A 24,738-nucleotide genomic window follows, 5' to 3' on the forward strand; every position below is an offset into this window, starting at 1 on the left:
CGGGCGGGTGGCACGGGAGGCCACCCGCCCGTTTCGTACGTCTGTGCGTTAGCTTGGGAATATGCGGAACAGGCCGTTCCTCACCACCGCGGTCCCGGCCCTCCTGGCGGGACTCCTGATGACGCTGTCCGCCCTCGCCCTCTTCCTGGCCCCCGCCGCCCCGGCCGCGACCGGCGCCTCCACCGTGGACGACGTCGCCCAGGCCCTGCGCAAGGGGCCCGTCTACGTCGATCCGGCCGCCTCCGACCAGCTCTCCCGGGCCCAGGCCGCCGCGCTCACCAAGAAGATCAAGGACGCGGACAAGCCGGTCTTCGTGGCCGTGCTGCCCAGGAGCGACGCCTTCCCCGAGAGCAGCGTCCTGCGCACCCTGCGCAACGACACCGGGATCACCGGCCTCTACGCGATCCGCCTCGGTGACGGCTTCAACGCGGGCGCCGACCCGCAGGTGATGTCCCGCAGCGCGGTCATCAACCTCACCGCCGCCGTGAAGACGCCGGGCGCCGACACCGACGCCGCGACCCAGCTGAACGCCTTCGTCGACCGTGCCGTCGAACAGGCCCGGGGCCACGCGCCGGGCTCCTGGGGCGGCGGACACAGCGACTACGAGGGCTCGACCGTCATCGGTCTGGCCGTGGCCGGCGCCGTGGTGCTCATCGGCGGCGCCGCCGCGTTCACGGTCGTACGCCGGGGCCGCAGGCGCAAGGAGGCCGAGGAGCGGGCCGCGCTCGACAAGCTGCGGGTGGTCGTGGACGAGGACATCACCGCGTACGGGGAGACGCTGGAGCGGCTCGACTTCCATCCGGCGGAGTCCGGCGCCGACGACGCGATGCGCGCCGACTACGAACGCGCCCTGGACTCCTACGAGAGCGCGAAGACCCGCATGGCGGGGGCGCGGCACCCGTCCGACGTGCGCGGGGTGACCCGGGCCCTGGAGGACGGGCGCTTCTCGCTGGCCGTGCTGGACGCCCGCCGCTCGGGTCGTGAGCTGCCGGCCCGCCGCCCGCCCTGCTTCTTCGACCCGCGCCACGGCCCCTCGGTGGCGGACGTGCGCTGGTCCCCGTCCGGCGGAGCGGTCCGCGAGGTCCCGGTGTGCGCGGCCGACGAGGTGCGGCTGCGAGACGGCGAGGACCCGATGAGCCGCACCGTCGACGTGGGCGACGGCACCCGCCGCCCCTACTGGGAGGCGGGCCCGGCCTACGGCCCGTGGGCGGGCGGCTACTTCGGCGGCGGCCTGCTCCCCGGCCTCCTGATGGGCACCATGCTCGGCTCGATGCTCGCCACCCCGGCCTACGCGGCGGACTACGGGGGCGGTGACTTCGGCGGGGGCGACTTCTCCGGCGGGGACTTCTCCGGCTCCGACTTCGACTCGTCCGGTTTCGGCGGCGGCGGGTTCGGCGACGGTGGCGGAGGCTTCGGCGACGGCGGCGGTTTCGGCGGCGGGGGCGACTTCGGGGGCGGCTTCTGACGCCCCGCGCGGGCCATGCGGAAGGGGTGCGGGACCTCGGTCCCGCACCCCTTCCCGGTGTCCGTTACGCCTCAGGCGCGGCCGCTGTGGGCGCGCTCGAAGGCGGCGAAGGCCACCTCCTGGCGCCACTCGGTCGCCGCCTTCTGGCTGGCCGCCAGGAACCTGGCGCAGCGGGCGCTCGGGCTGCCGTCACCGGGCCGGTCGGCCCGGCAGGCGGCCACCGGCCGGTAGCCGGAGGGCGCGGAGCCGGCGGTCCACAGCGAGCGGCCGTCGCGGAAGGCGTACTCCAGCGAGGCGCGGGCCAGGTCCTTCAGCTCGGTGTACGAGAGGTCGTACGTCTTCGCGGCGTACTGGTACTCGTGGCTGATGTCGATCCGTGAGACGCCCGGGTCGTCGGTGGCCAGCACGATCGGGACGCCGTAGCGGCGGTACGCGTTGAACGGGTGGTCGTCGCCCGCGATGCCGAGGATCTGCTTGTTGCTGGAGAACGGCACCTCGACGGCGACGTGACGCCGGGCCATGGTCCGGGCCAGCCGCTGCCAGTTGTCCTCGTGGACCAGGTCGACACCGTGTCCGATGCGCTCGGCCCCGGCGACCCGCACGGCCTCGTTGATGTGGAAGGTCAGGTCCTGCGGCTTGACCAGGCCGGGCGCCAGCTCTCCGGAGTGCAGGGTGACATGGGCGCCCGGGTACTGCCGGCCCAGGTACTTCACCATCCGCATGTGGAGGCTGTAGTCGCGGAGCGAGATCTCGCCGTCCTCCGGCTGGACGAGGTTGACCGCGACGAACCTCGGGTCGCGCTCGGCCAGCCGCATGCCGACGGCGATCTGCGTGAACACGCGGGCCGGGCTGCTGTTGCGGGAGACCTGGGAGATCCACCGCACGGGCAGCCGGCAGCCGGGTGCGGGGCGCGGGGTGTCGCAGTGCGCCGTCTCCCGGAACTGGACGTCGGTGTCGTCGGCCTCCTTGACCGCCTCGTCCACCACCTTGTCGAGCTGCCCGCCCGCCAGGAGCTTGCGGTGCAGCGCGGCCAGGTCGGCGTCGTAGCCTACCGTCTCGGCCAGCTTCTTGGCGCTGTCCGACGCCGGGCTGACCAGCGTCTCCAGGTAGAACTGGTTCTGCTTGACGACGGTGTCGGCGACATTGGCGAGCATCTTGCCCCGGGTGTACCAGGTCGCCATGGAGAACTTGCCGAAGGTGTCGAAGAAGTGGTCGTGGCCGGACTCGTTGTCCGGGAAGTCCTGCATCGACCAGGCCCGGACAATCTGCTGCCGGAACGCGCTGTCGGTGCGCGCGTCGGACGCGGGCCGGGTGCCGGAGCCGCACGGCGGGGCCACCGCGGTCATCGTGGCGTCGATGCACAGGCCGTCGTCGATCGCGAGCTTGATCAGGTACTCGGTCGTGACCGCGCCCGACAGGTGGTTGTGCAGGTCGCCGCCCTTGGGCAGCTCCTTGAAGAAGGCCGCCAGCCGCGCGGGGCTGTTCCGCGCCGCGTCGAGGTAGGCGGCGGTCGCACGCTCGGCCGAAGTCACCGCGCGGGGCGCGGAGTCGGGTACGGGTGCGGCGGTCGCCGGGGCGGCCGGCAGCAGGGTCAGCAGGGCGAGCGCGCCGCCGAACCCGGCCAGCAGGGGGGACTTGGGACGGCGTGCCGTCCGATGGATAGAGATCACCGAGGCATGATCGCGCCCGACTGGGCCGTTTATCCCCGGAACCACGACAATGACCGGAACGTCCACCCGATCGAGTGCGCGGGCCCGCCCCGGCCGCCCCTTTGAGGTAGGGCCTGTCGTCACATTCCCGTCGTTCGCCCGGAGGGCGGGCCGGGCGGCGTCAGGTGCGTGCTCTCGGTGTGCCGGCCCCAGGCCCTCGTACTGGATGTACTTGGGTCTGGGGCCGGTGCGGCGAGAGTGCGTGCATGGCGTCGGCCGGCAGACGGGAATGTGACGACAGGCCCTGGAGGGCGGCCGTGCCGGTCCTGCGGCCTACTTGTGGATCGTGGCGCAGGCCTTGGTCCCGGGGAACTTGTGGAACCAGCCGCAGACCTTGCTGCCGTCCTTCGCGTTGAGCCCCCACTTGGTCCCGACCCTCTTGGTGTCCGTACGGTCGGCGCTCACGGTTCCGCTGGTGTAACCACCCGATCCGTCCGAGAAGTTGATCTCGCCGTAATCGGTCCACGAGGTGTTATTCGACCTCTTCTCGACGTATACGCTGTCGACCTTGAGCCCGGAACCGTTGACGATGATGCAGACCTCTCCGGAGCCGTCCGTCATACCGGCGTTCCCCGCGCACTTGGTGGCGCTCAGTACGCCCACGTCGGCCGCCTGGGCGCTGCCGGCGAGGGAGAGACCGGCCATCGCGGCGACCGCTACCGCTACAACGTATTTCCGCACAATTCCACCTTCGGGACGTGATCAATGGGAAGACCAAGATCATGGAAACAAGCGGTGGGAATTGTGAACAGCCATTTCAAGTCCCACTTTTTGGCTGGAAGTTGGCCCGTACATCCACCTCGCACAGGGCGTGATCAGTCGGAAGCCCTGAAAACTTCCGCGGGGCGCCGGTTGTTTGCGCAGCTCATGGGGATCGACATGGGACTAGACCACTAACGAAACGGGAAAGCTATTTACCCCGGGCCTGTTTTTGTGGCTGACTATGTCGTGTTCGCGACAACAACGCGCGTAGACAGTCGCCGAACAGCCTGTCCCCCCACCAGCAGGAGGCCGCCGTGCTCCGGAGCATTTCCCTCAAGCCCACCCAGAAGAGACTCACCGTGGCCGGTGTCGTCGGCACGAGTGCCGCGCTGCTGCTCGGCCTGCTGTCCGGCGGTACCGCGTCGGCGGCGCCCGCCGCGGACCCGGTGCCCTACGGCCAGGGTTACATGGGCGTCGGCTACATCCAGGACGGCAAGGACTTCAAGCCGGACGCCCGGAAGCTGCACCTCGACGCCCAGGCGGACGCCAACCTCAAGGCGAACCCCGAGGGCATCGACGTCTCCGGCTGGCAGGGCGGCATCAACTGGAGCTCGGTCCGCGCCGCGGGCATCGAGTTCTCCTGGATGAAGGCCACCGAGGGCCTGTCGTACAAGGACTCGACGTTCAGCGCCAACTACCTGGGCGCCTACAACGCCGGCGTGATCCGGGGCGCGTACCACTACGCCCGCCCCGACGTCTCCGGCGGTGCCGCGCAGGCCGACTTCTTCGCCAGCAACGGCGGCGCCTGGTCCCGCGACAACCTCACGCTCCCCGGCGTGCTGGACATCGAGGGCACCTGCTACGGCTACTCCCAGGCCGGCATGCAGCAGTGGATCCTCGACTTCTACAACAAGTACAAGGCCCGCACCGGCCGTGACGTCGTGATCTACACCAGCCCCAGCTGGTGGAACACCTGCACCGGCGGCTGGAGCGGCATGTCCGCCCGCAGCCCCCTGTGGGTCGCGAACTGGACGACCGGTACGCCCAGCATCCCGTCGGGCTTCCCCTTCTACACGGTCTGGCAGTACACCTCCACCGGCTCGGTGAGCGGTGTCTCGGGCAACGTTGACCGCGACCGCTTCAGCGGTGACCGCTCCCGTCTGCTGGCCCTGGCCAACAACACCCCGTGACGGTGGGTGCCTGAACTGCTCGCCCCCCTCCCCGGGCGTGGCCTCTGAATGAGGGGTACGCGGGCCGGAGCGGCCTTACCCGGCTGCTCCGGCCCGCGTTTTTCGTCCCCCGGCCCTCGGGCCTGTCCGGCGGATCTTCGCGGGCCCACGACGCCTGGCACGCACTCTCGCCGCACGCCCGAATCACCCAAGTACGTCCAGTACGAGGGCGATCCGGGTGCACGCCGAGAGCACGCACCAGACGCCGCGGGCTGATCCACGAAGATCCGCCGGACAGGCCCGCCCCGTTCCACGACCGTTCACGAAGGAGCACCACATGACATCCCCCCTCAGCAGGCGCGGCGCCCTCATCGCCGGGGCCGCGGCCCTGGCCGCCGGGCTGGGACCGGCGGCCTCCGGCGCCGCCGCGCGCGCCCCCGAGATCATGCGTCCCCGCTTCTCCGCCCTGTCCCCGCAGCAGCGCGCCGGGCAGTGCGTCATCCACTCCTACCCCGGCCTCACCCCGCCCGCCTCCCTGATGAAGGCCATCAAGGAGGGCCGTACCGCCGGGGTGATCTTCTTCGGCGAGAACATCGAGAGCCTGAGCCAGATCGAGAGCGTCATCAACCAGATGAACGCGGCCCACGCCTCGTCCCCCGTCACGGCTCCGCTCCTGCTCATGACGGACCAGGAGGGCGGCATGATCCGCCGCCTGCCCGGCGAGCCCGTCATGTCCGCCAAGGACGTCGGCGCCTCCGCCGACCCGCACCAGTGGGCCGACTTCACCGGCAGCGGCGCGGGCCTGAACCTCGCGGGCATCGGCATGAACGTCAACCTCGCACCGGTCCTGGACGTCTACCGCAAGAACGGCGACTTCACCGACCAGTACGAGCGGTCCTACAGCAACTCCGCCGCCGAGGTGGCCAGTTGCGGCAAGACCTTCATCACCGCCCAGCAGGCCGTCGGCGTCGCCGCCACCGCCAAGCACTTCCCGGGCCTCGGCCCGGCCACCGCGAGCCAGAACACGGACCTGCGGCCCGTCACCATCACCACGTCCGCCGCCACCCTGCGCAGCGTGGACGAGGCGCCGTACAAGGACGCCATAGCCGCCGGCACGAAGCTCGTCATGCTGTCCTGGGCCATCTACACCGCGCTGGACTCCAGCCGCCCGGCCGGTCTCTCCCCGACGGTCATCGGTGAGCTGCGCAACCGCCTCGGCTACACCGGGGTCACCATCACCGACGCGCTGGAGGCGGGCGCCCTGACGTCCTTCGGCAGCACCTCGCAGGTCGCCGTCAAGGCCGCCGCCGCGGGCATGGACCTGCTGCTCTGCTCCTCGCGCAGTGTCGCCCAGGGGGACGAGGCGGTGACCGCCCTGAGCGACGCGCTGGGAACCGGGGCGCTCGACGCCGCGGCGTTCGAAGCCGCCGCGGCGCGCGTCAACGCCCTGCGCGCGGGCCTGTAACTAGACGCTCGCCCGGAGGAAGGCGGCCCAGGCGTGCGGCGGGACGGTGAGAACCGGCCCGTCGCTCACCTTGGAGTCCCGCACGTGCACGGCGGCGGGGTGCGCGGCGACCTCTACGCAGTCGCCGCCCTGGCTGCTGCTGTGGCTGGACTTGCGCCAGTCGTAGGCGACTTCGATGCAGTTGCCGCCCTCGCTGGCGCTGTAGCTGGACTTGTGCCAGTCGTAGGCGACTTCGATGCAGTCGCCGCCCTCGCTGCCGCTGTAGCTTGACTTGAACCAACTGAGTCCGGTGGCGTGTGCTGCGCGAGTCATCTCTCTCCAAGCAGGTCATCCAGTAGGCGAATGCTCTCCTCGGGCGAGAGCGCCTGCGACCGGAGCATCCCACATTTCTGCTGGAAGACGCTGACCTCATCCGGGTCATCGACCAGGAAGCTCACGCGCTGGCCTTCGATATAAGCCAGTTGATCGTGATCGGGGGTCTCCAGCAGAACCATCGGGCCGTCGAGGGCCGCGTGGGTCTGGCGCGCTGTCGGCACGATCTGGATGCTGACAAAGGGGAGTCGGGCGTACTCGCGCAGGCACCTGATCTGCTCACGCAGGACCTCGGGCCCTCCCAGCGGCCGGTGCAGTACCACCTCCTCGATGAGGAAGGTCAGCATCGGTCGGGGCTTGCGCTCCAGGAGAGCCCGCCGGTTCAGCCGGTTGGCCACTCGCTCGTCCAACTCTTCTGCCTCAAGAGGAGGGTAGAGAGAGTCGAAGACCGCCCGTGCGTAGTCCTCGGTCTGAAGAAGCCCAGGCACAACCTGGTTCTGGTACGACAGCAGGCTCACCGCCTCCTGCTCGTACTCCACGAAGTCCTGGACGAACGCCGGGAACCGCTCCTTCTCCGGCACCTTCTCCACGGCAACCTTCAACGCGCCCTTGGTTTCGAGTAGTTCGTCCAACATGATGGCGAAGTCCAGCTGGAGCGGTCGCCGGCCCTGCTCGATGGAAGCGATCGTGTCGTCGCTGACGCAGCACCGCTCGGCGAGGGACGCCTGCGTCATCCCGGCCGCCTTGCGGAACATGGCCAGTTGGGCACCGATCAGATGCCACGACGTCACGCGCTTCGTCTTCTTCTGCTGCTTCGCCTGTTGCATGCAGTCCCTCTCCCCGTTCGGGCTTCCCGATGACCCGTCAGCCGTCGTACATCGACTCCGTACGACCTGACTCCCTGCATAACCGTAGTGACGGTATGTGACCTTCGTCTCATGAACGAAACAACTCAACTCCCCGACTTCCGCGAGGCCTTCTACCGGCGTGAGCGCAGGTCGGTGCCGCTCGTACGGAAGTTCGTCCGGAAGGCGCTGGTCGACTGGGCGTGCGAGGAGTACAAGGTGTGCGCGGACGATGTGCTGCTCTGTGTGAGCGAACTCGCGACCAACGCGCTCGTGCACGGCGTGCCGCCGGGGCGCGGGTTCAAGCTGTTCCTGTACTGGGAGCAGGGCACCGGCCGGCTCCGCGTCGAGCTGCATGACAGCGGGGACGGCGAGGTGCCGGAGGCCGTGCCGTGCCCCGAGCCGACCGCCGAGGGCGGGCGCGGGCTGATGCTGGTGGCGGCGCTGTCCGAGCGCTGGGGGGTCGGGGAGCGCAACCCGGGCAAGATCGTCTGGTGCGAGTTTGCCGCACCGGCAAGGATGTTTGCCGAGGCGTCGGGCGGAGCGCACCATCTCCCGTAGATGGAGGTGTGCGCATGAGCGACATGACGCAGATGTACGACGTGGTGGTCATCGGCGGCGGGGCCGCCGGTCTGAGCGGGGCGCTGGCCCTGGCGCGGGCCCGGCGGTCGGTGCTGGTGATCGACTCGGGCAGGCCGCGCAACGCGCCCGCGTCCCACGTGCACAACTACCTGGGCCGCGAGGGCACGCCGCCCTCCGCGCTCCTGGCGACCGGCCGGGACGAGGTGACCGGGTACGGGGGCGAGATCGTGGAGGGCGAGGTCACGGTGGCCGAGCGGCTGCCGGAGGGGGCCGGGTTCCGGGTCGTACGGGGGGACGGGACGGCCGTGACGGCGCGCCGGCTGCTCGTCACGACGGGGCTGGTGGACGAGCTGCCGCCGATCCCCGGGCTGGCCGGGCGCTGGGGCCACGAGGTGCTGCACTGCCCGTACTGCCACGGCTGGGAGGTCAGGGACTCGGCGATCGGGATCGTGGCGTCGAGTCCGATGGCCGTGCACCAGGCGCTGCTGTGGCGGCAGTGGAGCGACGACGTCACGCTCTTCCCGCACCAGGGGCCTGAGCCCACCGACGAGGAGTACGAGCAGCTGGCCGCGCGCGGCATCGCGGTGGTGGACGGCGAGGTGACCGGTGTGGAGGTGAGTGGCGACCGGCTGACCGGGGTACGACTGGCGGGCGGCCGGGTCGTGGCGCGGGACGCGGTGGTCGTACAGCCGCGGTTCACCGCGCGTTCCGGCGTACTCGAAGGCCTCGGGCTGCGGCCGGCCCCGCTGGAGATGGGCGGGCACACCCTCGGCTCGTACATCGAGGCCGACCCGATGGGCGCGACGGACGTGCCCGGGGTGTGGGTGGCCGGCAATGTGGCGAGCCTGATGGAGCAGGTCATCGGCTCGGCGGCGGCCGGGATGAAGGCGGGCTCGGCGATCAACGGGGACCTCGTCATGGAGGACACCCGGCGGGCGGTCGACGCGCGCAACGCGCCCTCCGACGCGGAGATGTGGGACAACCGCTACCGCGAGAGCCACCGCATCTGGAGCGGCAGGCCGAACACCGTGCTGGTCCGCGAGACCGAGGACCTGAAGCCCGGCCGGGCGCTGGACCTCGGGTGCGGGGAGGGGGCCGACGCGGTGTGGCTGGCCCGGCAGGGCTGGCAGGTCACCGCCACGGACATCTCACGCGTCGCGCTGGCACGGGCCGCCGAGCACGCGGCCGAGGCCGAGGTCTCCGAGCGGATCGACTGGCAGTTCCACGACCTGGGGGCCTCGTTCCCCGAAGGAGCGTACGACCTGGTCTCGGCGCAGTTCCTGCACTCCATGGGCGACCTGCCGCGCGAACGGATCCTGCGCCGGGCCGCGCGGGCGGTCGCGCCCGGGGGCGTACTCCTGATCGTCGGGCACGCGGGCTTCCCGCCGTGGGACCACCACCACGCGGAGATGGAGCTGCCGACCACCGATGAGGTGCTGGCCTCGCTCGAACTGCCGGAAGGGGAGTGGGAGGTGCTGCTCAGCGCGGAGCACGAGCGGGTCCAGAACGACCCGGACGGCAACCCCGTCACCCGTACCGACAACGCGCTGAAGGTCCGGCGCCTGTGACCTCGGAAGCCGTATAGGGCGCACCCTGTCCTATACGGCTTCTAACGTCGTCCTCGAAGGCGGAACGAGAACGACGAAGGGCAGATCCATGAGCGACACCGCGACGGACACCAGCGCGACGGCCACCACGCCCGACCTGGACGGTGAGCGTGCCGAATTGCTGGAGGCGCTGACCAAGCAGCGGCACTTCCTGCGGTTCACCGCCCGCGATCTGACGGACGAACAGGCCGGGCAGCGGACCACGGCGAGCGCGCTGTGTGTGGGCGGGCTCATCAAGCACGTCACGGAGGCCGAGCAGACCTGGGCCGACTTCATCGTGGAAGGGCCGTCGAGCATGCCCGACTTCACCGCGATGACGGAGGCCGACTTCGCGAAGCGGGTCGCATCATTCGCGATGCAGCCCGGGGAGACCCTGGCAGGCGTGCTGGACGCCTACGCCGAGGTGGCCGGCCGTACCGACGGACTGATCGCCACGCTGCCCGACCTGGGCGTCACGCACGCCCTGCCGAAGGCTCCCTGGTTCGACGGGGACGCGCGGTGGTCGGCCCGCCGGGTCCTGCTGCACGTGCTGGCGGAGACCGCGCAGCACGCGGGGCACGCCGACATCATCCGTGAGTCGCTGGACGGTGCCCAGAGCATGGCCTGACCCGCGACACGCCGAGCGCCCGCCGTCCTCCCCGGAAAGGGGCGGGCGGCGGGCGCGCTCGGTCGGGGGAGACCCGCAGGGATCAGGCGGCGGCCTTGATCGCGGAGATGTCGAAGTTCAGCTTCACCTTGTCGCTGACCATCACACCGCCGGTCTCCAGCGCCGCGTTCCAGGTCAGGCCCCAGTCGGAGCGCAGGATCTCGGTGCTGCCCTCGAAGCCGACGCGCTCGTTGCCGTAGACGTCGGTGGCGGAGCCGTTGAACTCCAGGTCGATGGAGAGCGGGCGGCTCACATCCTTGATGGTGAGGTCGCCGGTGACGCGGTACTTGTCGCCGCCGAGCTGCTCGGCGGAGGTCGAGCGGAACGTCATCAGGGGGAACTTCTCGGCGTCGAAGAAGTCGCCGCTGACCAGGTGGGCGTCGCGGTCCGCGATGCCCGTGTCGACGCTGGCGATCTTCACGTCGATGGAGGCGGCCGAACCGGCCGGGTCGGTGCCGTCCAGCTTCAGGGAACCCTCGTGCTCACCGAAGGAACCGCGGACGTTGGTGACCATGGCGTGGCGCACGGTGAAGCCGATGCTGCTGTGGGCCGGGTCGATCGTGTACTCACCCGTGAGGGCGGCCAGGGCGGGGTCGACGTCGACCGTGGTCGTGGCGGTCGCGGTGTCGTTGGACTTGCGGTTGAACAGAGCCATGGCTCCTCCTCGGGGACGGGGTCGAGCGGCGGGCCCGACTTGTTGTTTAACCTTCAACGAGATTCACTGTAGACCCATATTGTTCAAAGTTCAACATCTGCGATCCGGATCGGTACGTCCGCGCCCGTCTGTTCACCCCGCCGTTACGTCGCACCCCCTGGTGACGCGCGTAGAACTCGGGCACTATCTCCCTGACAGGATTGTCATGAACAGGAGGAGACCCCCCATGGTGTTCCGCGCCCCCCACGTGTCCCGGATGACGCTGCGCCCCGCCCTGACCGCCCTCGCCCTCGTTCTCGGCGTCCTCTTCGCCCCCGGCATCGGCGTCGTCAGCGGTACGACGGACGCCTACGCCGTCACCAAGCTCACCCACAGCCAGGCGACCGCGCGCTTCAGCTCGTCCGGCGTGGGCTGGACCTCCTCAGGCGGCTGTTCCAACCGCAACGTCTCCACATGCACCTCCTTCGACCAGCTCAACCTGCCGAGCGCCCAGGGAGCCCAGACCCTCAAGAGCGCCTCGGGCTGCGCGCTCACCATCACCGGGGGCACCGAGACCGGGCACGCCAGCGGCACGTACTCGCACTGGAACGGCTACAAGCTCGACTTCAGCAAGACCACCTGCGTCACCAACTACATCAAGGGCCACTTCACCTACATCGGCCTGCGCGGTGACGGGGCGGCCCAGTACAAGTCGGGCTCCGGCAACATCTACGCCGACGAGGGCAACCACTGGGACACGACGTTCTACAACTGCGGCGGCTGCTGAGCCGCGTAGCCCCCTCCCCACAGGAGCTGCCTTGAACGCAATGAACCCGAGCCGCCGCGCGCTGCTGCGCACCGGGGCGGGAGCCGCGCTCGCGGCCGCCGGACTGGCGGCCGGCGCCCCGGCCGCCACCGCGGACGGGAGCCGCGCGGCCCTCGTCACCGGGGGCAGGGTCCGCAACCTCACCGGACCCGCCGAGACCGGCCGCTTCGCCGCCCCCTGGACCGACCTCGGCATCCCGGCCCGCTGCCCGGACGGCAGCATGCTCTTCGTCTGCGGCGACACCTTCGACGGCGGGGGAGTCGGCGGGCCCGACTGGCGGTCCCCGGTCGGACTGCGCTCCTCGAACGCCTCGCCCGGCGCCCTCGCCATCGACGGCAGCGTCGGCGGCGCGCACGCCGTCGGACTCGTCCCCGAGGGCCACGCCGGCGGCACCACGGCCATTCCCTCCGACGTCTTCACCGTCGGCTCCACGATGTACATGCACCTGATGCGCGGCGTCATCTACCGCACCCACCACTCCGACTTCTGGCGCTCCGACGACAACGGCGAGACCTGGCAGTACCTCTGCCAGTGGCCCGGGGACCAGTACGGCGGCCAGTTCCAGCAGAAGACGTACGCGGTCGCCGACGACGGCTACTGCTACGTCCTGTCCACGGCCTTCAACCGGGACATCACCTCCGGGCTGCTGCTCCACCGCGTCCCGCAGAACGCGCTGGGCGACCCGGCCGCGTACCAGCCGTGGGGCTACGCGGGCGGTGCCTGGGGCTGGGGGAATCCGCCGACCACCATCACCGGGGCGCGCCGCTGGGGCGAGATCTGCTTCCGGGCCATGGGCGGGAAGTACGCGTTCACCTGGCTCAACATGGCCCCGCTCGACATCCGGGCGCAGGTCTTCGCGCTGCCGACCTCGAACCTCTTCACGACCCCGGAACAGACCATGATCCTTCCGACCGTGCCGGGACTGGAGGTCGGCAACGCGGTGGCGAGCCCGTACGGCGGGTTCATCGTCCCGGGATCGACGTTCGCCGACTTCCACATCGCCGTCAGCCAGTGGTTCGACAACCAGAACTACCGGGTGATGCAGTACCGCATCAACGGGCTCGCGGCCTGAGCCCGCACAAGCCGGCGCCCCCGCTGTTCCCGGGCGGGGGCGCCTTCACGCGTGCGGGGCCGGAGTCAGGCGGCCGTGTCCAGGGCCCGACGTGCCAGGGCGACGACCTCGGGGTCGGTGACGAAGTGGGTGTCCTGGTCCGCCGAGGCCCCGCCCGCGCCGAGCGGGACCCAGGTACCGCCGGGCCGGCGCGGGGCGCGGGCCTTGGCGGAGAGGTGGACGGCGGCGACTCCGGCACGGGCCAGCGCCGGGATGTCGGCGACGCGCACGCCGCCGCCGGCCATGACCTGCACCCCCGGGGCGGCGGCCACCATCGCGGTGATCGCCGCCAGCCCGTCGGCCGCGGCCGGGGCGCCGCCCGAGGTGAGGACCCGGGTCAGACCGAGCGAGGGCAGCAGCGCGGCCGCGGCGACCGGGTCGGCGGACTGGTCGACGGCCCGGTGCAGGGTCACCTCCACCGGGCGGCCGGCGGCGCGGGCCGCGTCGGCGAGCCGGGCGACCGCGTCCGTGTCCAGGGAACCGTCGGCGGTGAGCGCCCCGATGACCACTCCGGCGGCGCCGGAGGCGATGACGGACCGCACCTCGGCGGCCATCAGCGCCAGCTCCTCCGCGTCGTGCACGAAGTCACCCGGCCGGCACCTGACGAGCGCCTGCACCGGCAGCCCCTCGGCCGCGACCGCCTCGACCAGGGCGGCCGACGGGGTCAGGCCGCCCAGCTCCAGCGCGGCGCACAGCTCGACCCGGTCGGCGCCGCTCTCCCGGGCGGCGCGGGCACCGGCCGGTGAGGTGACGGCGATCTCCAGCGCGGGGCGGGCGCTCACTCGTCGTCCCCGGTCAGCGGCTGGTCGGAGGCGGGAATGATGCGGGCCGACAGGTCCGGGTCGGCCATCTCGCGGTCGAAGGGGAACATCGGGCGGCGGATGCGGTGGTGGCCCAGGCGCACCAGGTCCTGGTCCACACCGCCGGGGGTGAGCGCCATCTTCCAGCCCACCGACATGTCGAAGAGCTCGGGCTCCAGGTAGCCGATCTTCACGATCACGATGTCGGCGCCGCGCGGGTCGAGGCCCAGGTCGGTGAAGTCGTGCTCGTGGTGGTACGGCTTGCGCAGCTCGGTGAGGATCGCGTACACGCTGCCGACCCGGATCACGACCTCGGTGCGCGCGTCGCGGTCGCCGTGGCGGACCGAGTGCACCGTGCCGGTCAGGGTGACCGGGCCCGCGTGCCGGTCGTCCACCTCCGCGCCCGCGGTGACGGTGACGGTGGCGCCGACCCCGGCGGCGGCGGCCTTCGCGACGGCGTCCGGTCCGGGCACCGAGGCGTAGATGACGGTCGGGCCGTCGTCCTCCCGGAACTCCGGGCGGGCCAGCAGCCGGGTCAGCCCCCAGGTCATGTCGCCGGAGCCGCCCGCGGTCGGGTTGTCCCCGGTGTCGCTGATGAAGTACGGGCGCCGGTCGGAGCCCAGGGCCTCGTCCAGGATTCCGTCGAAGGTGCCGGTCGGGGCGACGAACTCGAAGTCGTCGCGGGCCTTCCAGAAGCCCTGGGCCAGCCGCTCCGCACCCGCCGAAACGGCGGCCCGGTCGGTGCCGGTGACCACCACGACGGCGCGGTTGCGGGGCTCGTCCGCCCAGGCGTAGCCGACCCAGATCGCGGCGTCGGTCACGCCGTCCATGGCCTCGACATCGGCCACCGCCGCGTACACGCTCCTGGCGGGCTCGATCCGGGTGGAGGTCTGCTCGCCGGCCAGCAGCACCGGCACCGGCACCCACGCCTTGACCGGGCGCGGCGCACCCGAGACCAGCAGCTCCACCAGGTTGCGGGCGGCCCGCTCCTTGGTCTCCATGTGGTCCTCGTGGGGGGCCAGCCGGTAACAGGTGATCAGGTCGCTGCCGTGGGCGAGCTCGCGGGAGACATTGCCGTGCAGGTCCATCGAGGTGGAGATGATCACGTCCGGGCCGACGGTGGCGCGGATGCGGTCCAGCAGGACGGCCTCCGCGTCGTCGACGCCCTCCACGGTCATCGCGCCGTGGATGTCGTACCAGAGGCCGTCCGGGCGGGGCAGCGCGGCGAGCCGTTCGAGCAGCTCGTCGGTCAGCTCCTTCCAGGCGGCGGCGGTGACGGTGCCGCCCGGCAGCGACTTGCCGACCAGGGCGCCGTGCCAGTCGGCCGCCTCGCGCAGCTCCTCACCGGGGGCCAGGAAGGGGTAGCGGTCCAGCACCTCGGCGCCGCGCGAGGGGTGGAAGGCGGCGGCCCGGGTGCGGGCGGGGGAGAAGGTGGAGGACTCGATGCCGAGCCCTGCGATGGCGATGACCGGGCGGGATGCGGCGGTGCGGGATTGCGACATGGCTCCTCGTAGGGTCGGGCGTCAGAGTTGACGGGGGTCGAGCGCGGCGATCCGGTCGGCTCCGCCCACCTCGTGCAGGGCGTGGGCCAGGGCGCGCTGGAGGGCGAACTGCCCGGCGCCGACCAGTCCGGCGTCGGCGCCGAGCCTGGTCCGCTCGATGGTGAGGTGCTCGGTGACGAGCGGATGGCAGCTCTCGTAGAGCCGGCTGCGCACAGCGGCGACGAACTGTTCCAGGGTGGAGAGGATGCCGCCCAGGTAGACGGCGTCCGGGTTGAAGAAGTTGACGTTGGCGGCGAGCACCTGGCCCAGGTAGTCCCCGGCCCTGCGGACCGTGCGGGTGGCCAGCGGGTCGCCGTCCAGAGCCAGCCGGGCCACGTCCTCGGTGCTGTGCACGTCCGCCCCGCGCTCGCGCAGGATGCGGACCAGCGCGGCACCGGACGCCACGGTCTCCAGGCAGCCGGTGTTGCCGCAGGAGCACGGGATACCGGCACCGGCGTCGATCCGGATATGGGTGATGTCCCCGGCCGCGCCCTGCGCGCCCCGGTACAGCCGCCCCTCGACGATCACGCCCGCGCCGATCGCGGAACCGATCTTCACCATGATGGTCTGGGCGTTCCCGTCGGGCCGGACGGTGTGCTCGCCGACCGCCATGCAGTTGGCGTCGTTGTCCACGGCCGCCGGGACGCCGAAGCGCTCCTGGAGCCAGTCGGCGACCGGGAAGCGGTTCCAGCCCGGCATCCGCGAGGGCCGCACGACCGACCCCGACACGGTGTCCACAGGGCCGGGCAGCGAGAGCCCGACCCCGCGCAGATTGCCGGTGCCGTGCTGCTCGGCCAGCGCCTCCAGAGCCTCGGCCAGCCGGGGCAGGGCCGCCTCGGGCCCGTCGGCGATCAGGAAGGGGACCGTCGAGACGTCGGTCAGGCCGCCGCCCGGAAGGACCACGCCGATCCTGGCGTGCCGGCCGCCGAGGTCGGCGGCGACGGCGAACTCGTCACGGCCCCCGATCCTCAGCGCCTTGCGGGGGCGTCCGCCCGTGGAGGACTGGGTGCCCTCCTCGGCGACCAGACCGCGGTCCACCAGGTGCGCCACGGCGAGGGAGATGGTGGAGGCGGCGGCCCCGAGGCGCTCGGCGAGTTCGGCACGTGAGGTCGCCTGACCCGAAGCGATGAGTTCCAGAACACGCACGGCGAGGGACGGGGTCCCTTTCGTGGCCTTGCGGTCCCACGCACTTATTCCAGTCATGTACAAAGTTACTTCCGCAACGGGGTATGTGGCGAAGACGATACGCCCGCACTTCGCACAGGGGAACACCGGAATGAAGGAAGTGCGTCACCCGCAAAATCCCTTATATCCACCCAATCTGCCCCAAGAGGTCGGGAGAAAAGGGGCAGCGGGACTTTCGTCGAATGTGCAGTAACTTACTTGTTACTAATTCTTGTTTGTTTCTTCGGCAACTGCGGCGTTAGCTGTCGTGAACGCAGCGCCGACCCCCCGAGCGGCTGCGGGCCCTTTCAATCCGAGGAGTGTCATGATCCTTACCCGCACGGTGAAGAACCGTCGCTGGGCCCTCGCCGCGGGCGCCGCCACCACCGCGGCCGTACTGCTGTCCGGCTGCTCCGGCGGGGGTACGACCTCGTCCGGCTCCGGCTCGTCGGACAGCATCAACTACGCGCTGCCGGCGAACTTCACGCCGAACTGGATCCTCCCGGTCGGCACCGCCGCCCACCTGAACACCAACAACTCCTCGATATCCCAGTCCCTCTGGGAACCGCTGATCGCCTACGACGGCTCCACCGGCAAGGTCGGCTGGAACAAGGACAACTCGCTGGCCACCGCCGCCGACTTCGCCAAGGACAGCAAGAGCGTCACGATCACGCTCGGCGACCGGCACTGGAGCGACGGCGAGCAGATCACCTCGCGCGACGTGCAGTTCTGGTTCAACCTGGTCAAGGCCAACAAGGAGGACTGGGCCAGCTACAGCCCGGGTAAGGCGCCGGACAACTGGACCGCGCTGAAGATCGTGGACGACACCCACTTCACGATCACCTTCGACAAGGCGTACAACACGCAGTGGATGCTCGCCAACGAGCTGAGCATGATCCGCCCGATGCCGCAGCACGTCTGGGACAAGACCAGCGACGCGGGCGAGGTGTCGGACCTCGACCTCACCCCGGCGGGCGCCAAGAAGGTCTGGACGTACCTCAACACGGCCGCCAAGAAGATCTCCGGCTACGCCACCGACCCGCTCTGGAAGACGGTCAGCGGCCCGTACACCATCAAGTCCTTCTCCACCGCCGGCAAGGTGCAGCTGCTGGCCAACGCCAAGTACGACGGCGGCGGCAAGGCCAACATCAAGACCGTGAACCTGCTCCCGTTCACCACCACGGACGCCGAGGAGAACGCGCTGCGGGCCGGCACGGTCGACTACGGCTACATCAACGCCACCAACCTCAGCCAGGAAGCGTCCTTCACCGCCAAGGGCTACACCCTCAAGCCGTGGGCCGGCTGGGCGATCACCTACATGCCCTACAACTTCAACAACCCCACCATGGGCCCTGTCTTCAAGCAGCTCTACGCCCGCCAGGCGATCCAGATGTCGGTGGACCAGGCGACCCTGTCCAAGGTGATCTACAACGGCACCGCCGTCCCCACCTACGGGCCCGTCCCGCAGGGCCAGACCTCCTCCTTCATCTCCCCGGCGCAGAAGGACAACCCGTACCCCTTCTCCACCGCCAAGGCGAAGAAGCTGCTCACCGACCACGGCTGGACCGAGCAGAACGGCACCATGGTCTGCACCGACGCGGGCAGCGGCGACGACCAGTGCGGTGCCGGGGTGGACAAGGGCACGAAGTTCCAGATGCAGGTGCTGTCCCAGTCCGGCTCGACCGTGACCGACAACCTGATGAGCGCGCTCCAGTCCTCCTTCGCCAAGTCCGGCATCGGCTTCGGCATCAAGACCGCACCGGTCAACTCCGTGCTCTCGCAGGCCGGTCAGTGCGAGGCCGGCGACGCCGGCTGCAAGTGGCAGCTGTCCTTCTTCGGCAGCGCGGGCAGCTGGTACTTCCCCGCCTACCCGAGCGGTGACGCGCTCTTCGCGACCGGCGGCGGCTCCAACTTCGGCAGCTACTCCAACCCGGCCGCCGACAAGCTGATCAGCAAGACCACCACGGACTCCTCCGACGCCGCCATGCAGGAGTACAGCGAGGCCCTGGCCAAGGACCTCCCGGTCATCTGGCTGCCGGAGCCCGACTACCAGGTCTCCGTGGTCAAGAGCGGCCTCGGCGGCTTCGCCCAGGACTCGCTCGCCAACTTCCACCCCGCCATGTGGAAGTGGACCAAGAAGTGAGCCGGCTCGCCGACCACGCGCACCACTGAGCCGAAGCGACCGGATAACACATGAGCACTTCCTCGTACCTCCTCAGGCGGGTCCTCCAGGCCGTCGTGGTGATCGTCATCGTGACGATCGTGGTCTTCGGTCTGCTGCACGCCCTGCCCGGGGGTCCCGCACGCGGGATCCTCGGCCCGCAGGCCACCGCACAGCAGATCACGGCCTTCAACCACGAACAGGGCCTCGACAAGCCGCTGCCCGTGCAGTACTTCTACTACCTGAACCAGCTGCTCCACGGTGACCTCGGGACCTCGTACACCCTCAACGAGCCGGTCTCCCAGCTCATCACCGAACGGCTGCCGAAGACACTGCTCCTCACCGTCCTGTCGGCCGTCGTCGGCCTGGTGCTGGCGATCCCGCTGGGCATGTGGCAGGCCATGCGGCGCAACAAGCCGGCGGACTACGTCATCACCACGCTGAGCTTCATCGCCTACTCCACGCCCGTCTACTTCCTCGGGCTGATCCTGGTGCTGGTGTTCAGCCAGGCGCTGCCGTGGTTCCCCTCCCAGGCGCCCCAGGGCGACACGCTCGCCCAGGTCTTCTCCGAACCGCAGGCGCTGGTGCTGCCGGTGGTCGCGGGCGCCGCCTCGATGATCGCGGTGTTCAGCCGCTACATGCGGGCGGCCACCCTGGAGAACCTCTCCGAGGACTACGTCAGGACCGCGCGGGCCGGCGGCTCCCGCTCCGGCGCCATCCTGTGGCGGCATGTGTTCCGCAACTCGCTGACGCCCGTGGTCGCCATGCTCGGCTACTACGTGCCGGTGCTGTTCGGCGGCGCCCTGGTGGTCGAACAGCTCTTCAACTACCCCGGCATGGGCCTGCTCTTCTGGACCGCCGCGCAGTCCTCCGACTACCCGGTGCTCCTGGGCTGCGTGCTCGTCATCGCCATCGCCACCGTGACCGGCACGCTCCTCGCCGACATCGTCCAGCGGTTCATCGACCCCCGAGTGAAGGCAGGCCGGGCATGAGCGCCGTCATCCAGCCGGGCCAGGTGCCCGGCAAGGCCACCGCCGCCCCCGTCACGGCATCCGGCACCCGCCTCGCCGTCCGGCGCTTTGGCCGCAACAAGCTCGCCGTCGTCGGACTCGGCGTCGTCGTCTTCTTCTTCCTGTTCTGCTTCGCCGGTCCGCTGGTGTACTCCACCGACCAGACCCACACGCTGCTGGACCAGGTCAACCTCGCCCCCGGCGGCTCGCACTGGCTGGGCACCGACGCGGTCGGCCACGACGTGCTGGGCCGGCTCATGTACGGCGGCAAGGTGTCGCTGATCGTCGGCCTCGCCGCAGGCGTCCTGGCCACCGTCATCGGCACCCTCTGGGGCGCCGTCGCCGGCTACGCGGGCGGCTGGGTCGACGCGGTCATGATGCGGGTCGTGGACGCGGGCATCGCCATCCCCGCCCTCTTCATCCTGCTCGTGGTCTCGGCCATCACCACCCCGGACCTGACCGGCCTGGTCGTCATCCTGGGCTTCGTCTCCTGGCTGGTGCCGTCCCGGCTGATCAGGGCCGAGACGCTGAGCCTGAAGAACCGCGACTACGTGCTGACGCTCCGGGCCATCGGCGGCACACACGGCCGGGCGATCATCCGGCACATCCTGCCGAACTCGGTCTCGACCATCATCGTCGCCGCCACCTTCCAGATCGCCGACGCCATCCTGCTCGTCGCCTACGTCTCCTACCTGGGCCTGGGCGTCCAGCCGCCGTCCACCGACTGGGGCGGCATGCTCTCCGCCGGTCTCACCGCCGCCTACTCCGGCTACTGGTGGCTCATCATTCCGCCCGGCCTGGCCATCATCCTGGTGGTGTGGGCGTTCAACGCGATCGGGGACGGGCTCCGCGACGCATTCGACGTGAGGGGACGCGGATGACCGTCACCCAGAGCCCCGCCGCACCGCAGGCCGGGCCGATTCTCGAACTCGACGACCTCGGCGTCGTCTTCACCACCGAGAGCGGAGAGGTGCCGGCCGTCCGGGGCGTCTCCCTCCACGTCGAACCCGGCGAGACGCTCGCCCTCGTCGGCGAGTCGGGCTCCGGCAAGTCCACCATCGCGCTCGCCGCGATGGGCCTGCTCACCGGCAACGCCCGAGCCACCGGCAGCGCCGTCATCGCCGGCACCCAGGTCGTCGGCGCCCGCGAGAGCGACCTCGCCGCGCTGCGCGGCCGGACCGCCTCCATGGTCTTCCAGGAACCGGCCACCGCGCTCGACCCGCTGACCCGCGTCGGCCGGCAGATCGCCGAGGTCATCCGCAACCACCGCGAGATCTCCGCCAAGGAGGCAGCCGCCGAGGCCGTCGCGCTCCTGCGCAGGGTCGGCATCCCCGAGCCGGAGCGGCGGGCCACCGCCTACCCCTTCCAGCTCTCCGGCGGACAGCGCCAGCGCGTCGTCATCGCCATGGCCATCGCCAACAACCCCGCCCTGCTCATCGCCGACGAGCCGACCACCGCGCTCGACGTCACGGTCCAGGCCGAGATCCTCGACCTGCTGCGCCGGCTCGCCGCCGAGACCGGCACCGGGGTCCTGCTGGTCACCCACAACATGGGCGTCGTCGCCGACTTCGCCGACCGGGTCGCCGTGATGTACCGCGGCGAGATCGTGGAGACCGGACCGGTCGAGGACGTGCTCCTGCGCCCGTCGCACGAGTACACCCGCCGGCTGCTGGCCGCCGTGCCCCGGCTGTCGGTGGCCGAGGCGGACAAGACGGCCCCGTCCGCCACCGACGCGGCCCCCGGCACCGAGCCGGTCGCCGAACTCCGCGACGTCTCCGTGGTCTTCGGCCGCGGCAAGAACGCCGTGCGGGCCCTGGACGGCGTCTCCCTCGCCGTGCACGCGGGCCAGACCCTGGGGCTGGTGGGCGAGTCGGGCTCCGGCAAGTCCACCGCGTCCAGGGTCGCGCTCGGCCTGATCGCGCCGACCTCCGGCACCGTCTCGCTGTTCGGCACCGACCTCGGGCGCGCCAGGTCCCGGGCCCGCCGGGCCCTGCGGGCCGGAATCGGCGTGGTCCTCCAGGACCCGGTCGCCTCGCTCGACGCCCGGATGACGGTCGGCGAGTGCGTCGCCGAACCGCTCAGGGTCCACCGCCGGGGCCTGAGCGCCAAGGACCGCCGGAGCAAGGTCGCCGCCATCCTCGACCGCGTCCGGCTGCCGCGCGAACTCGCCGACCGGGCCCCCCGGGAGCTGTCCGGCGGCCAGCGCCAGCGGGTCAGCCTGGCCCGCGCGCTGGTCCTGGAGCCCCGGCTGCTGGTCGCCGACGAACCCACCAGCGCGCTGGACGTCAGCGTGCAGCAGGCCGTGCTCGAAGTGATCTCCGAGCTCCAGGACGAGCTGGGCTTCGCCTGCCTCTTCGTCTCCCACGACCTGGCCGTCGTCCAGCACTTCGCGCAGCGCGTCGTGGTGCTGCGGGGCGGCCGCATCCAGGAGCAGGGCCCCACCGGGCAGACCCTCCTGCACCCGGAGACCGACTACACCCGCGGCCTGCTGGCCGCCGTACCGGTGCCGGACCCGGTGGTCCAGCGCGGCCGCAGGGCCGAGCGCCTGGCCGCCCTCACGGCCGGCCGGACGGAGGCCCAGGCATGAACGACGCGTACGACCGCAGGCTCTTCGCGGGCGTCGACATCGGCGGCACCACCACGCAGGTGGTGCTGTGCGACGACGACCTGAACGTCCTGGACCGGGCCGAGACGGCGACCCCGGCGGACCGGGGCGGCCGGGCCATGATCCGCGCGGCCCTGGACGTCCTGGCCCCGCTCCTGGAGCACACCCCCGGCCGGCTCACCGGGTGCGGGGTCGGCGCCGCAGGGGTGGTGGACTCCGCCACCGGGCGCATCCTGGTGGCCAGCGACTCCTTCACCGGCTGGGCCGGATTCGGGGTGACGGAGGCCCTGGAGGAGGCGCTCGGGGTCCCGGCCTTCCTGGACAACGACGTCAACGCCTTCCTGTACGGGGAGACGTCGGGCGGCGCGGTCCGGGACGAGCGAGACGTCCTCGGGATCACCCTCGGCACCGGCGTCGGCGGCGCGCTGTGGAGCGGCGGCGCGCTGTTCACGGGACCGCACGGCGCGGCCGGCGAGATCGGGCACATCCCCGGCTTCGGCGACCTGCTCTGCTCCTGCGGCGGACGCGGCCATCTGGAGACCCTGGCCTCCGGCCGCTCCATCGGCGCCCGCTACGCGGAGCGCACCGGCCGGCGGCTGACCGCCCGGGAGGTCGCACAGGCGGCGGAGCGCGGTGACGAGGACGCCCTCGCGGTGTTTCGGGCCGCCGGAGACGGCATCGCACGGGCGATCGTGATGACGGCGGGCGTCGTCGACATCACCACGGTCGTCGTGGGCGGCGGGGTCAGCCGCGCCTGGCCGCTGCTGAGCCCGGTCGTCCTCGCCTCGCTGGCCGCCGAACCGCCGGTCAGCGGGCACCCCGTCCGGCTGGTCAGGTCGGGCCTCGGCTCCGACGCCGTACCGGTCGGCGCCGCCGCCCGCGCACGGCGTGAACTCGCGGTGGGTGCCCCGGCCTGACCCCGGGCCTGTCTTCACACTGCCGTCGTCGCCCGGCAGACGGCAGTGTGAAGACAGGTCCTAGGGCCCCCGGACACAGAGGAAGGACCCCCGTCCCGCCCGGACGGGGGTCCTCCCTGTCTTGTGGGTGAGGTCAGGAACCGACGCTCACCGTGAACCGCCGCGGGTTGCCGTCGTTCGCGGCGCCCGAGACGTCCGGCTCACCGTCCGGGCGTACGTCGTCGTACGGGAAGGCGTACCCGATCGGGCTGTTGGCGTGGACGATCCGCGACCAGTGGTTGGTCACCGCGCCCTGGTAGTAGTCGGCCACCGAGGTGCCGTTCGGCTGGTCCGGGTGGCTGAGCATGATCGACCGGTTGAAGCCGGCCGCGATCCGGGCGAGCAGCGCCTTCTTGTCGTCGTTGTCCGCCGGGTTGTTGGTGAAGGGCCCGTGGTTGCAGGTGAAGATGTCCTTCGAGACGGGCTTGGAGAAGGTGTGCCCGCCGTCGAACGTCAGGGTGTCGCCACTGACCCGGCCGGCGAGGACACCGCGCCCGCCCTGGAGGTCGATGCGCAGGTCCTCGGAGCGGTACTTCTCCCAGACCTCGTCGATCTGCGCGGTGAACAGGTCGCGGAACGGCATCTCGTCCGGGCGGTCGAAGTACGGCGCCATCAGGTTCTGCGGCGAGACGACCCGCAGCACGTTGCCGTCCGAGCCGCGCGTCACCAGCTGGTCCCAGGGCTGGCCGTCGGCCGCCGCCTGGGCGATGAGGCCGTCGGCGATGCGCTGCACGGCACCGTCCGGGAGCGGGGCCACGGTGTGCGTGGAGTCGCCCTCCAGGGTCAGGCCGATCGGCAGGGCCGTCACCAGGTCGACGTAGCTGATGTTGGCGTACAGCTGCTGCGGGTTGAAGGTGAACTCGCAGAACGACCAGGTGCGCCCGTAGTTCGGGTCCGTGGACGTGGCGAAGGCCGGCTCGACCAGGGCCGGGCCCGGGTTGACGTAGAAGTCCAGGGTGTCGTCGCGCACGAAGTAGACCCGGGCGCCGTACATCTGGGGGAGCGTCAGCACGACGGGCGCGCCGCCGGCCGCGTTCAGCGGGATGGCGCAGTCCACCGGGAGCGGGGTCTGCGGCTCGGCGGGGGAGTCCGGGGAGTAGACGCTGCCGTCGGCGCGCAGCAGGACCCAGCGGTCGGTGCCCTGCTCGTGGCCCGTGACGTAGGCGTTGACGCGGCCGGGCAGCGAGCGGTTCTCCAGGGCCAGTTCGCAGGTGGCCGCGGACGCCGACGCCGCCGGGCTCAGGGCGCTGCCCCACAGGGGGTAGGTGAGCGCGGTCGCGGTGGCGGCGGCGCCGCCCGTGAGGAACTTCCGGCGCGAAATCATGAGGCGACTCCGGGGGTACGTGGGGGGGCGCGGACGAGTGGACCGTGCGGGGAGGTGGAACGAGGTCGTCCGCGGTGGCACCACTTTCGCGAGGAGCGGCGCAG

Annotated in this window: 22 protein-coding genes; 13 read left to right on the forward strand and 9 right to left on the reverse strand. The window is 71.1% G+C overall.

The window, feature by feature from the left end; translation table 11 throughout:
- Positions 1-61 precede the first annotated feature (61 nt).
- On the forward strand, positions 62-1,465 hold the full coding sequence (locus P8A18_RS24850; RefSeq protein ID WP_306057772.1) for a hypothetical protein: 1,404 nt from the start codon (positions 62-64) through the stop codon (positions 1,463-1,465).
- A 71-nt stretch (positions 1,466-1,536) separates the two neighbouring features.
- Here the strand turns inward: P8A18_RS24850 and P8A18_RS24855 are convergent, their stop codons facing one another.
- On the reverse strand, positions 1,537-3,135 hold the full coding sequence (locus P8A18_RS24855; RefSeq protein ID WP_306057773.1) for an adenosine deaminase family protein: 1,599 nt from the start codon (positions 3,133-3,135) through the stop codon (positions 1,537-1,539).
- 312 nt (positions 3,136-3,447) lie between these two features.
- On the reverse strand, positions 3,448-3,855 hold the full coding sequence (locus tag P8A18_RS24860; RefSeq protein ID WP_306057775.1) for a hypothetical protein: 408 nt from the start codon (positions 3,853-3,855) through the stop codon (positions 3,448-3,450).
- Positions 3,856-4,190: 335 nt separating this feature from the next.
- Here P8A18_RS24860 and P8A18_RS24865 point away from each other — a divergent pair, with 335 nt between their 5' ends.
- Positions 4,191-5,066, forward strand: a complete 876-nt coding sequence (locus P8A18_RS24865; RefSeq protein ID WP_306057776.1) for a GH25 family lysozyme — start codon at positions 4,191-4,193, stop codon at positions 5,064-5,066.
- A gap of 316 nt (positions 5,067-5,382) precedes the next feature.
- A complete protein-coding gene (locus P8A18_RS24870; protein WP_306057777.1) occupies positions 5,383-6,510 on the forward strand; it encodes a glycoside hydrolase family 3 N-terminal domain-containing protein in 1,128 nt (375 codons plus the stop codon).
- On the opposite strand, the gene P8A18_RS24875 is transcribed toward P8A18_RS24870, so the two are convergent.
- Together P8A18_RS24875 and P8A18_RS24880 are read right to left on the reverse strand one after the other, a co-directional pair.
- Entirely contained in the window at positions 6,511-6,822 is a 312-nt protein-coding gene (locus P8A18_RS24875) for a DUF397 domain-containing protein (protein ID WP_306057779.1), read from the reverse strand.
- On the reverse strand, positions 6,819-7,649 hold the full coding sequence (locus P8A18_RS24880) for a helix-turn-helix domain-containing protein (protein ID WP_306057781.1): 831 nt from the start codon (positions 7,647-7,649) through the stop codon (positions 6,819-6,821). Before P8A18_RS24880 ends, P8A18_RS24875 begins: the two co-directional genes overlap by 4 nt.
- Before the next feature lie 111 nt (positions 7,650-7,760).
- Here P8A18_RS24880 and P8A18_RS24885 point away from each other — a divergent pair, with 111 nt between their 5' ends.
- From P8A18_RS24885 to P8A18_RS24895, 3 genes are all read left to right on the forward strand, one after another.
- Positions 7,761-8,228 carry an ATP-binding protein gene (locus tag P8A18_RS24885; RefSeq protein WP_306057783.1) on the forward strand — a complete coding sequence of 156 codons (468 nt, stop codon included), beginning with the start codon at positions 7,761-7,763 and terminating at the stop codon, positions 8,226-8,228.
- Between the two features lie 14 nt (positions 8,229-8,242).
- On the forward strand, positions 8,243-9,817 hold the full coding sequence (locus P8A18_RS24890; protein ID WP_306057785.1) for an FAD-dependent oxidoreductase: 1,575 nt from the start codon (positions 8,243-8,245) through the stop codon (positions 9,815-9,817).
- 88 nt (positions 9,818-9,905) lie between these two features.
- Positions 9,906-10,463, forward strand: coding sequence for a DinB family protein (locus P8A18_RS24895; RefSeq protein WP_306057787.1), 558 nt, complete (start codon positions 9,906-9,908; stop codon positions 10,461-10,463).
- 82 nt (positions 10,464-10,545) lie between these two features.
- On the opposite strand, the gene P8A18_RS24900 is transcribed toward P8A18_RS24895, so the two are convergent.
- Positions 10,546-11,157, reverse strand: coding sequence for a YceI family protein (locus tag P8A18_RS24900; protein ID WP_306057791.1), 612 nt, complete (start codon positions 11,155-11,157; stop codon positions 10,546-10,548).
- Positions 11,158-11,383: 226 nt separating this feature from the next.
- Between P8A18_RS24900 and P8A18_RS24905 the strand changes: the two genes are divergently transcribed.
- Both P8A18_RS24905 and P8A18_RS24910 read left to right on the forward strand, forming a co-directional pair.
- Positions 11,384-11,923: a hypothetical protein gene (locus P8A18_RS24905; RefSeq protein ID WP_306057793.1), complete on the forward strand. Its 540-nt coding sequence runs from the start codon at positions 11,384-11,386 to the stop codon at positions 11,921-11,923.
- Between the two features lie 40 nt (positions 11,924-11,963).
- Positions 11,964-13,034: a DUF4185 domain-containing protein gene (locus P8A18_RS24910; RefSeq protein ID WP_306061132.1), complete on the forward strand. Its 1,071-nt coding sequence runs from the start codon at positions 11,964-11,966 to the stop codon at positions 13,032-13,034.
- 65 nt (positions 13,035-13,099) lie between these two features.
- On the opposite strand, the gene P8A18_RS24915 is transcribed toward P8A18_RS24910, so the two are convergent.
- Genes P8A18_RS24915 through P8A18_RS24925 form a run of 3 tightly spaced genes read right to left on the reverse strand, consistent with a single transcriptional unit; the run spans position 13,100 to position 16,617 of the window.
- Positions 13,100-13,855, reverse strand: coding sequence for a copper homeostasis protein CutC (locus P8A18_RS24915; RefSeq protein ID WP_306057795.1), 756 nt, complete (start codon positions 13,853-13,855; stop codon positions 13,100-13,102).
- Positions 13,852-15,375, reverse strand: coding sequence for a M81 family metallopeptidase (locus tag P8A18_RS24920; protein WP_306057797.1), 1,524 nt, complete (start codon positions 15,373-15,375; stop codon positions 13,852-13,854). The genes P8A18_RS24915 and P8A18_RS24920 overlap by 4 nt, the downstream gene beginning before the upstream one ends.
- Positions 15,376-15,396: 21 nt before the next feature.
- Positions 15,397-16,617 carry an ROK family transcriptional regulator gene (locus P8A18_RS24925; protein ID WP_306057800.1) on the reverse strand — a complete coding sequence of 407 codons (1,221 nt, stop codon included), beginning with the start codon at positions 16,615-16,617 and terminating at the stop codon, positions 15,397-15,399.
- A 286-nt stretch (positions 16,618-16,903) separates the two neighbouring features.
- Between P8A18_RS24925 and P8A18_RS24930 the strand changes: the two genes are divergently transcribed.
- From P8A18_RS24930 to P8A18_RS24950, 5 genes are read left to right on the forward strand one after another with little or no spacing between them, the layout of a single operon-like run.
- A complete protein-coding gene (locus tag P8A18_RS24930; RefSeq protein ID WP_306057801.1) occupies positions 16,904-18,721 on the forward strand; it encodes a peptide ABC transporter substrate-binding protein in 1,818 nt (605 codons plus the stop codon).
- 50 nt (positions 18,722-18,771) lie between these two features.
- The gene (locus P8A18_RS24935; RefSeq protein WP_306057803.1) at positions 18,772-19,731 is read left to right on the forward strand and encodes an ABC transporter permease; all 960 of its coding nucleotides are present in this window, start codon (positions 18,772-18,774) and stop codon (positions 19,729-19,731) included.
- Positions 19,728-20,630 carry an ABC transporter permease gene (locus P8A18_RS24940; RefSeq protein ID WP_306057805.1) on the forward strand — a complete coding sequence of 301 codons (903 nt, stop codon included), beginning with the start codon at positions 19,728-19,730 and terminating at the stop codon, positions 20,628-20,630. The genes P8A18_RS24935 and P8A18_RS24940 overlap by 4 nt, the downstream gene beginning before the upstream one ends.
- A complete protein-coding gene (locus tag P8A18_RS24945; RefSeq protein ID WP_306057807.1) occupies positions 20,627-22,336 on the forward strand; it encodes a dipeptide ABC transporter ATP-binding protein in 1,710 nt (569 codons plus the stop codon). Before P8A18_RS24940 ends, P8A18_RS24945 begins: the two co-directional genes overlap by 4 nt.
- Positions 22,333-23,271, forward strand: coding sequence for an ROK family protein (locus P8A18_RS24950; RefSeq protein ID WP_306057809.1), 939 nt, complete (start codon positions 22,333-22,335; stop codon positions 23,269-23,271). Before P8A18_RS24945 ends, P8A18_RS24950 begins: the two co-directional genes overlap by 4 nt.
- Positions 23,272-23,404: 133 nt before the next feature.
- Here P8A18_RS24950 and P8A18_RS24955 read toward each other — a convergent pair whose 3' ends face one another.
- Positions 23,405-24,634: a glycoside hydrolase family 64 protein gene (locus P8A18_RS24955; RefSeq protein ID WP_306057811.1), complete on the reverse strand. Its 1,230-nt coding sequence runs from the start codon at positions 24,632-24,634 to the stop codon at positions 23,405-23,407.
- Positions 24,635-24,738 lie beyond the last annotated feature (104 nt).

The organism is Streptomyces sp. Mut1 (assembly GCF_030719295.1).
GTDB lineage: Bacteria > Actinomycetota > Actinomycetes > Streptomycetales > Streptomycetaceae > Streptomyces > Streptomyces castrisilvae.

Excerpts from the sequence above, each read along its gene's own strand:
- P8A18_RS24850 (WP_306057772.1), top strand. The coding sequence starts at position 62 with ATGCGGAACAGGCCGTTCCTCACCACCGCGGTCCCGGCCCTCCTGGCG.
- P8A18_RS24870 (WP_306057777.1), top strand. The coding sequence starts at position 5,383 with ATGACATCCCCCCTCAGCAGGCGCGGCGCCCTCATCGCCGGGGCCGCG.
- P8A18_RS24875 (WP_306057779.1), bottom strand. The coding sequence starts at position 6,822 with ATGACTCGCGCAGCACACGCCACCGGACTCAGTTGGTTCAAGTCAAGC.
- P8A18_RS24880 (WP_306057781.1), bottom strand. The coding sequence starts at position 7,649 with ATGCAACAGGCGAAGCAGCAGAAGAAGACGAAGCGCGTGACGTCGTGG.
- P8A18_RS24885 (WP_306057783.1), top strand. The coding sequence starts at position 7,761 with ATGAACGAAACAACTCAACTCCCCGACTTCCGCGAGGCCTTCTACCGG.
- P8A18_RS24890 (WP_306057785.1), top strand. The coding sequence starts at position 8,243 with ATGAGCGACATGACGCAGATGTACGACGTGGTGGTCATCGGCGGCGGG.
- P8A18_RS24895 (WP_306057787.1), top strand. The coding sequence starts at position 9,906 with ATGAGCGACACCGCGACGGACACCAGCGCGACGGCCACCACGCCCGAC.
- P8A18_RS24900 (WP_306057791.1), bottom strand. The coding sequence starts at position 11,157 with ATGGCTCTGTTCAACCGCAAGTCCAACGACACCGCGACCGCCACGACC.
- P8A18_RS24905 (WP_306057793.1), top strand. The coding sequence starts at position 11,384 with ATGGTGTTCCGCGCCCCCCACGTGTCCCGGATGACGCTGCGCCCCGCC.
- P8A18_RS24910 (WP_306061132.1), top strand. The coding sequence starts at position 11,964 with ATGAACCCGAGCCGCCGCGCGCTGCTGCGCACCGGGGCGGGAGCCGCG.
- P8A18_RS24920 (WP_306057797.1), bottom strand. The coding sequence starts at position 15,375 with ATGTCGCAATCCCGCACCGCCGCATCCCGCCCGGTCATCGCCATCGCA.
- P8A18_RS24925 (WP_306057800.1), bottom strand. The coding sequence starts at position 16,617 with ATGACTGGAATAAGTGCGTGGGACCGCAAGGCCACGAAAGGGACCCCG.
- P8A18_RS24930 (WP_306057801.1), top strand. The coding sequence starts at position 16,904 with ATGATCCTTACCCGCACGGTGAAGAACCGTCGCTGGGCCCTCGCCGCG.
- P8A18_RS24935 (WP_306057803.1), top strand. The coding sequence starts at position 18,772 with ATGAGCACTTCCTCGTACCTCCTCAGGCGGGTCCTCCAGGCCGTCGTG.
- P8A18_RS24940 (WP_306057805.1), top strand. The coding sequence starts at position 19,728 with ATGAGCGCCGTCATCCAGCCGGGCCAGGTGCCCGGCAAGGCCACCGCC.
- P8A18_RS24945 (WP_306057807.1), top strand. The coding sequence starts at position 20,627 with ATGACCGTCACCCAGAGCCCCGCCGCACCGCAGGCCGGGCCGATTCTC.
- P8A18_RS24950 (WP_306057809.1), top strand. The coding sequence starts at position 22,333 with ATGAACGACGCGTACGACCGCAGGCTCTTCGCGGGCGTCGACATCGGC.
- P8A18_RS24955 (WP_306057811.1), bottom strand. The coding sequence starts at position 24,634 with ATGATTTCGCGCCGGAAGTTCCTCACGGGCGGCGCCGCCGCCACCGCG.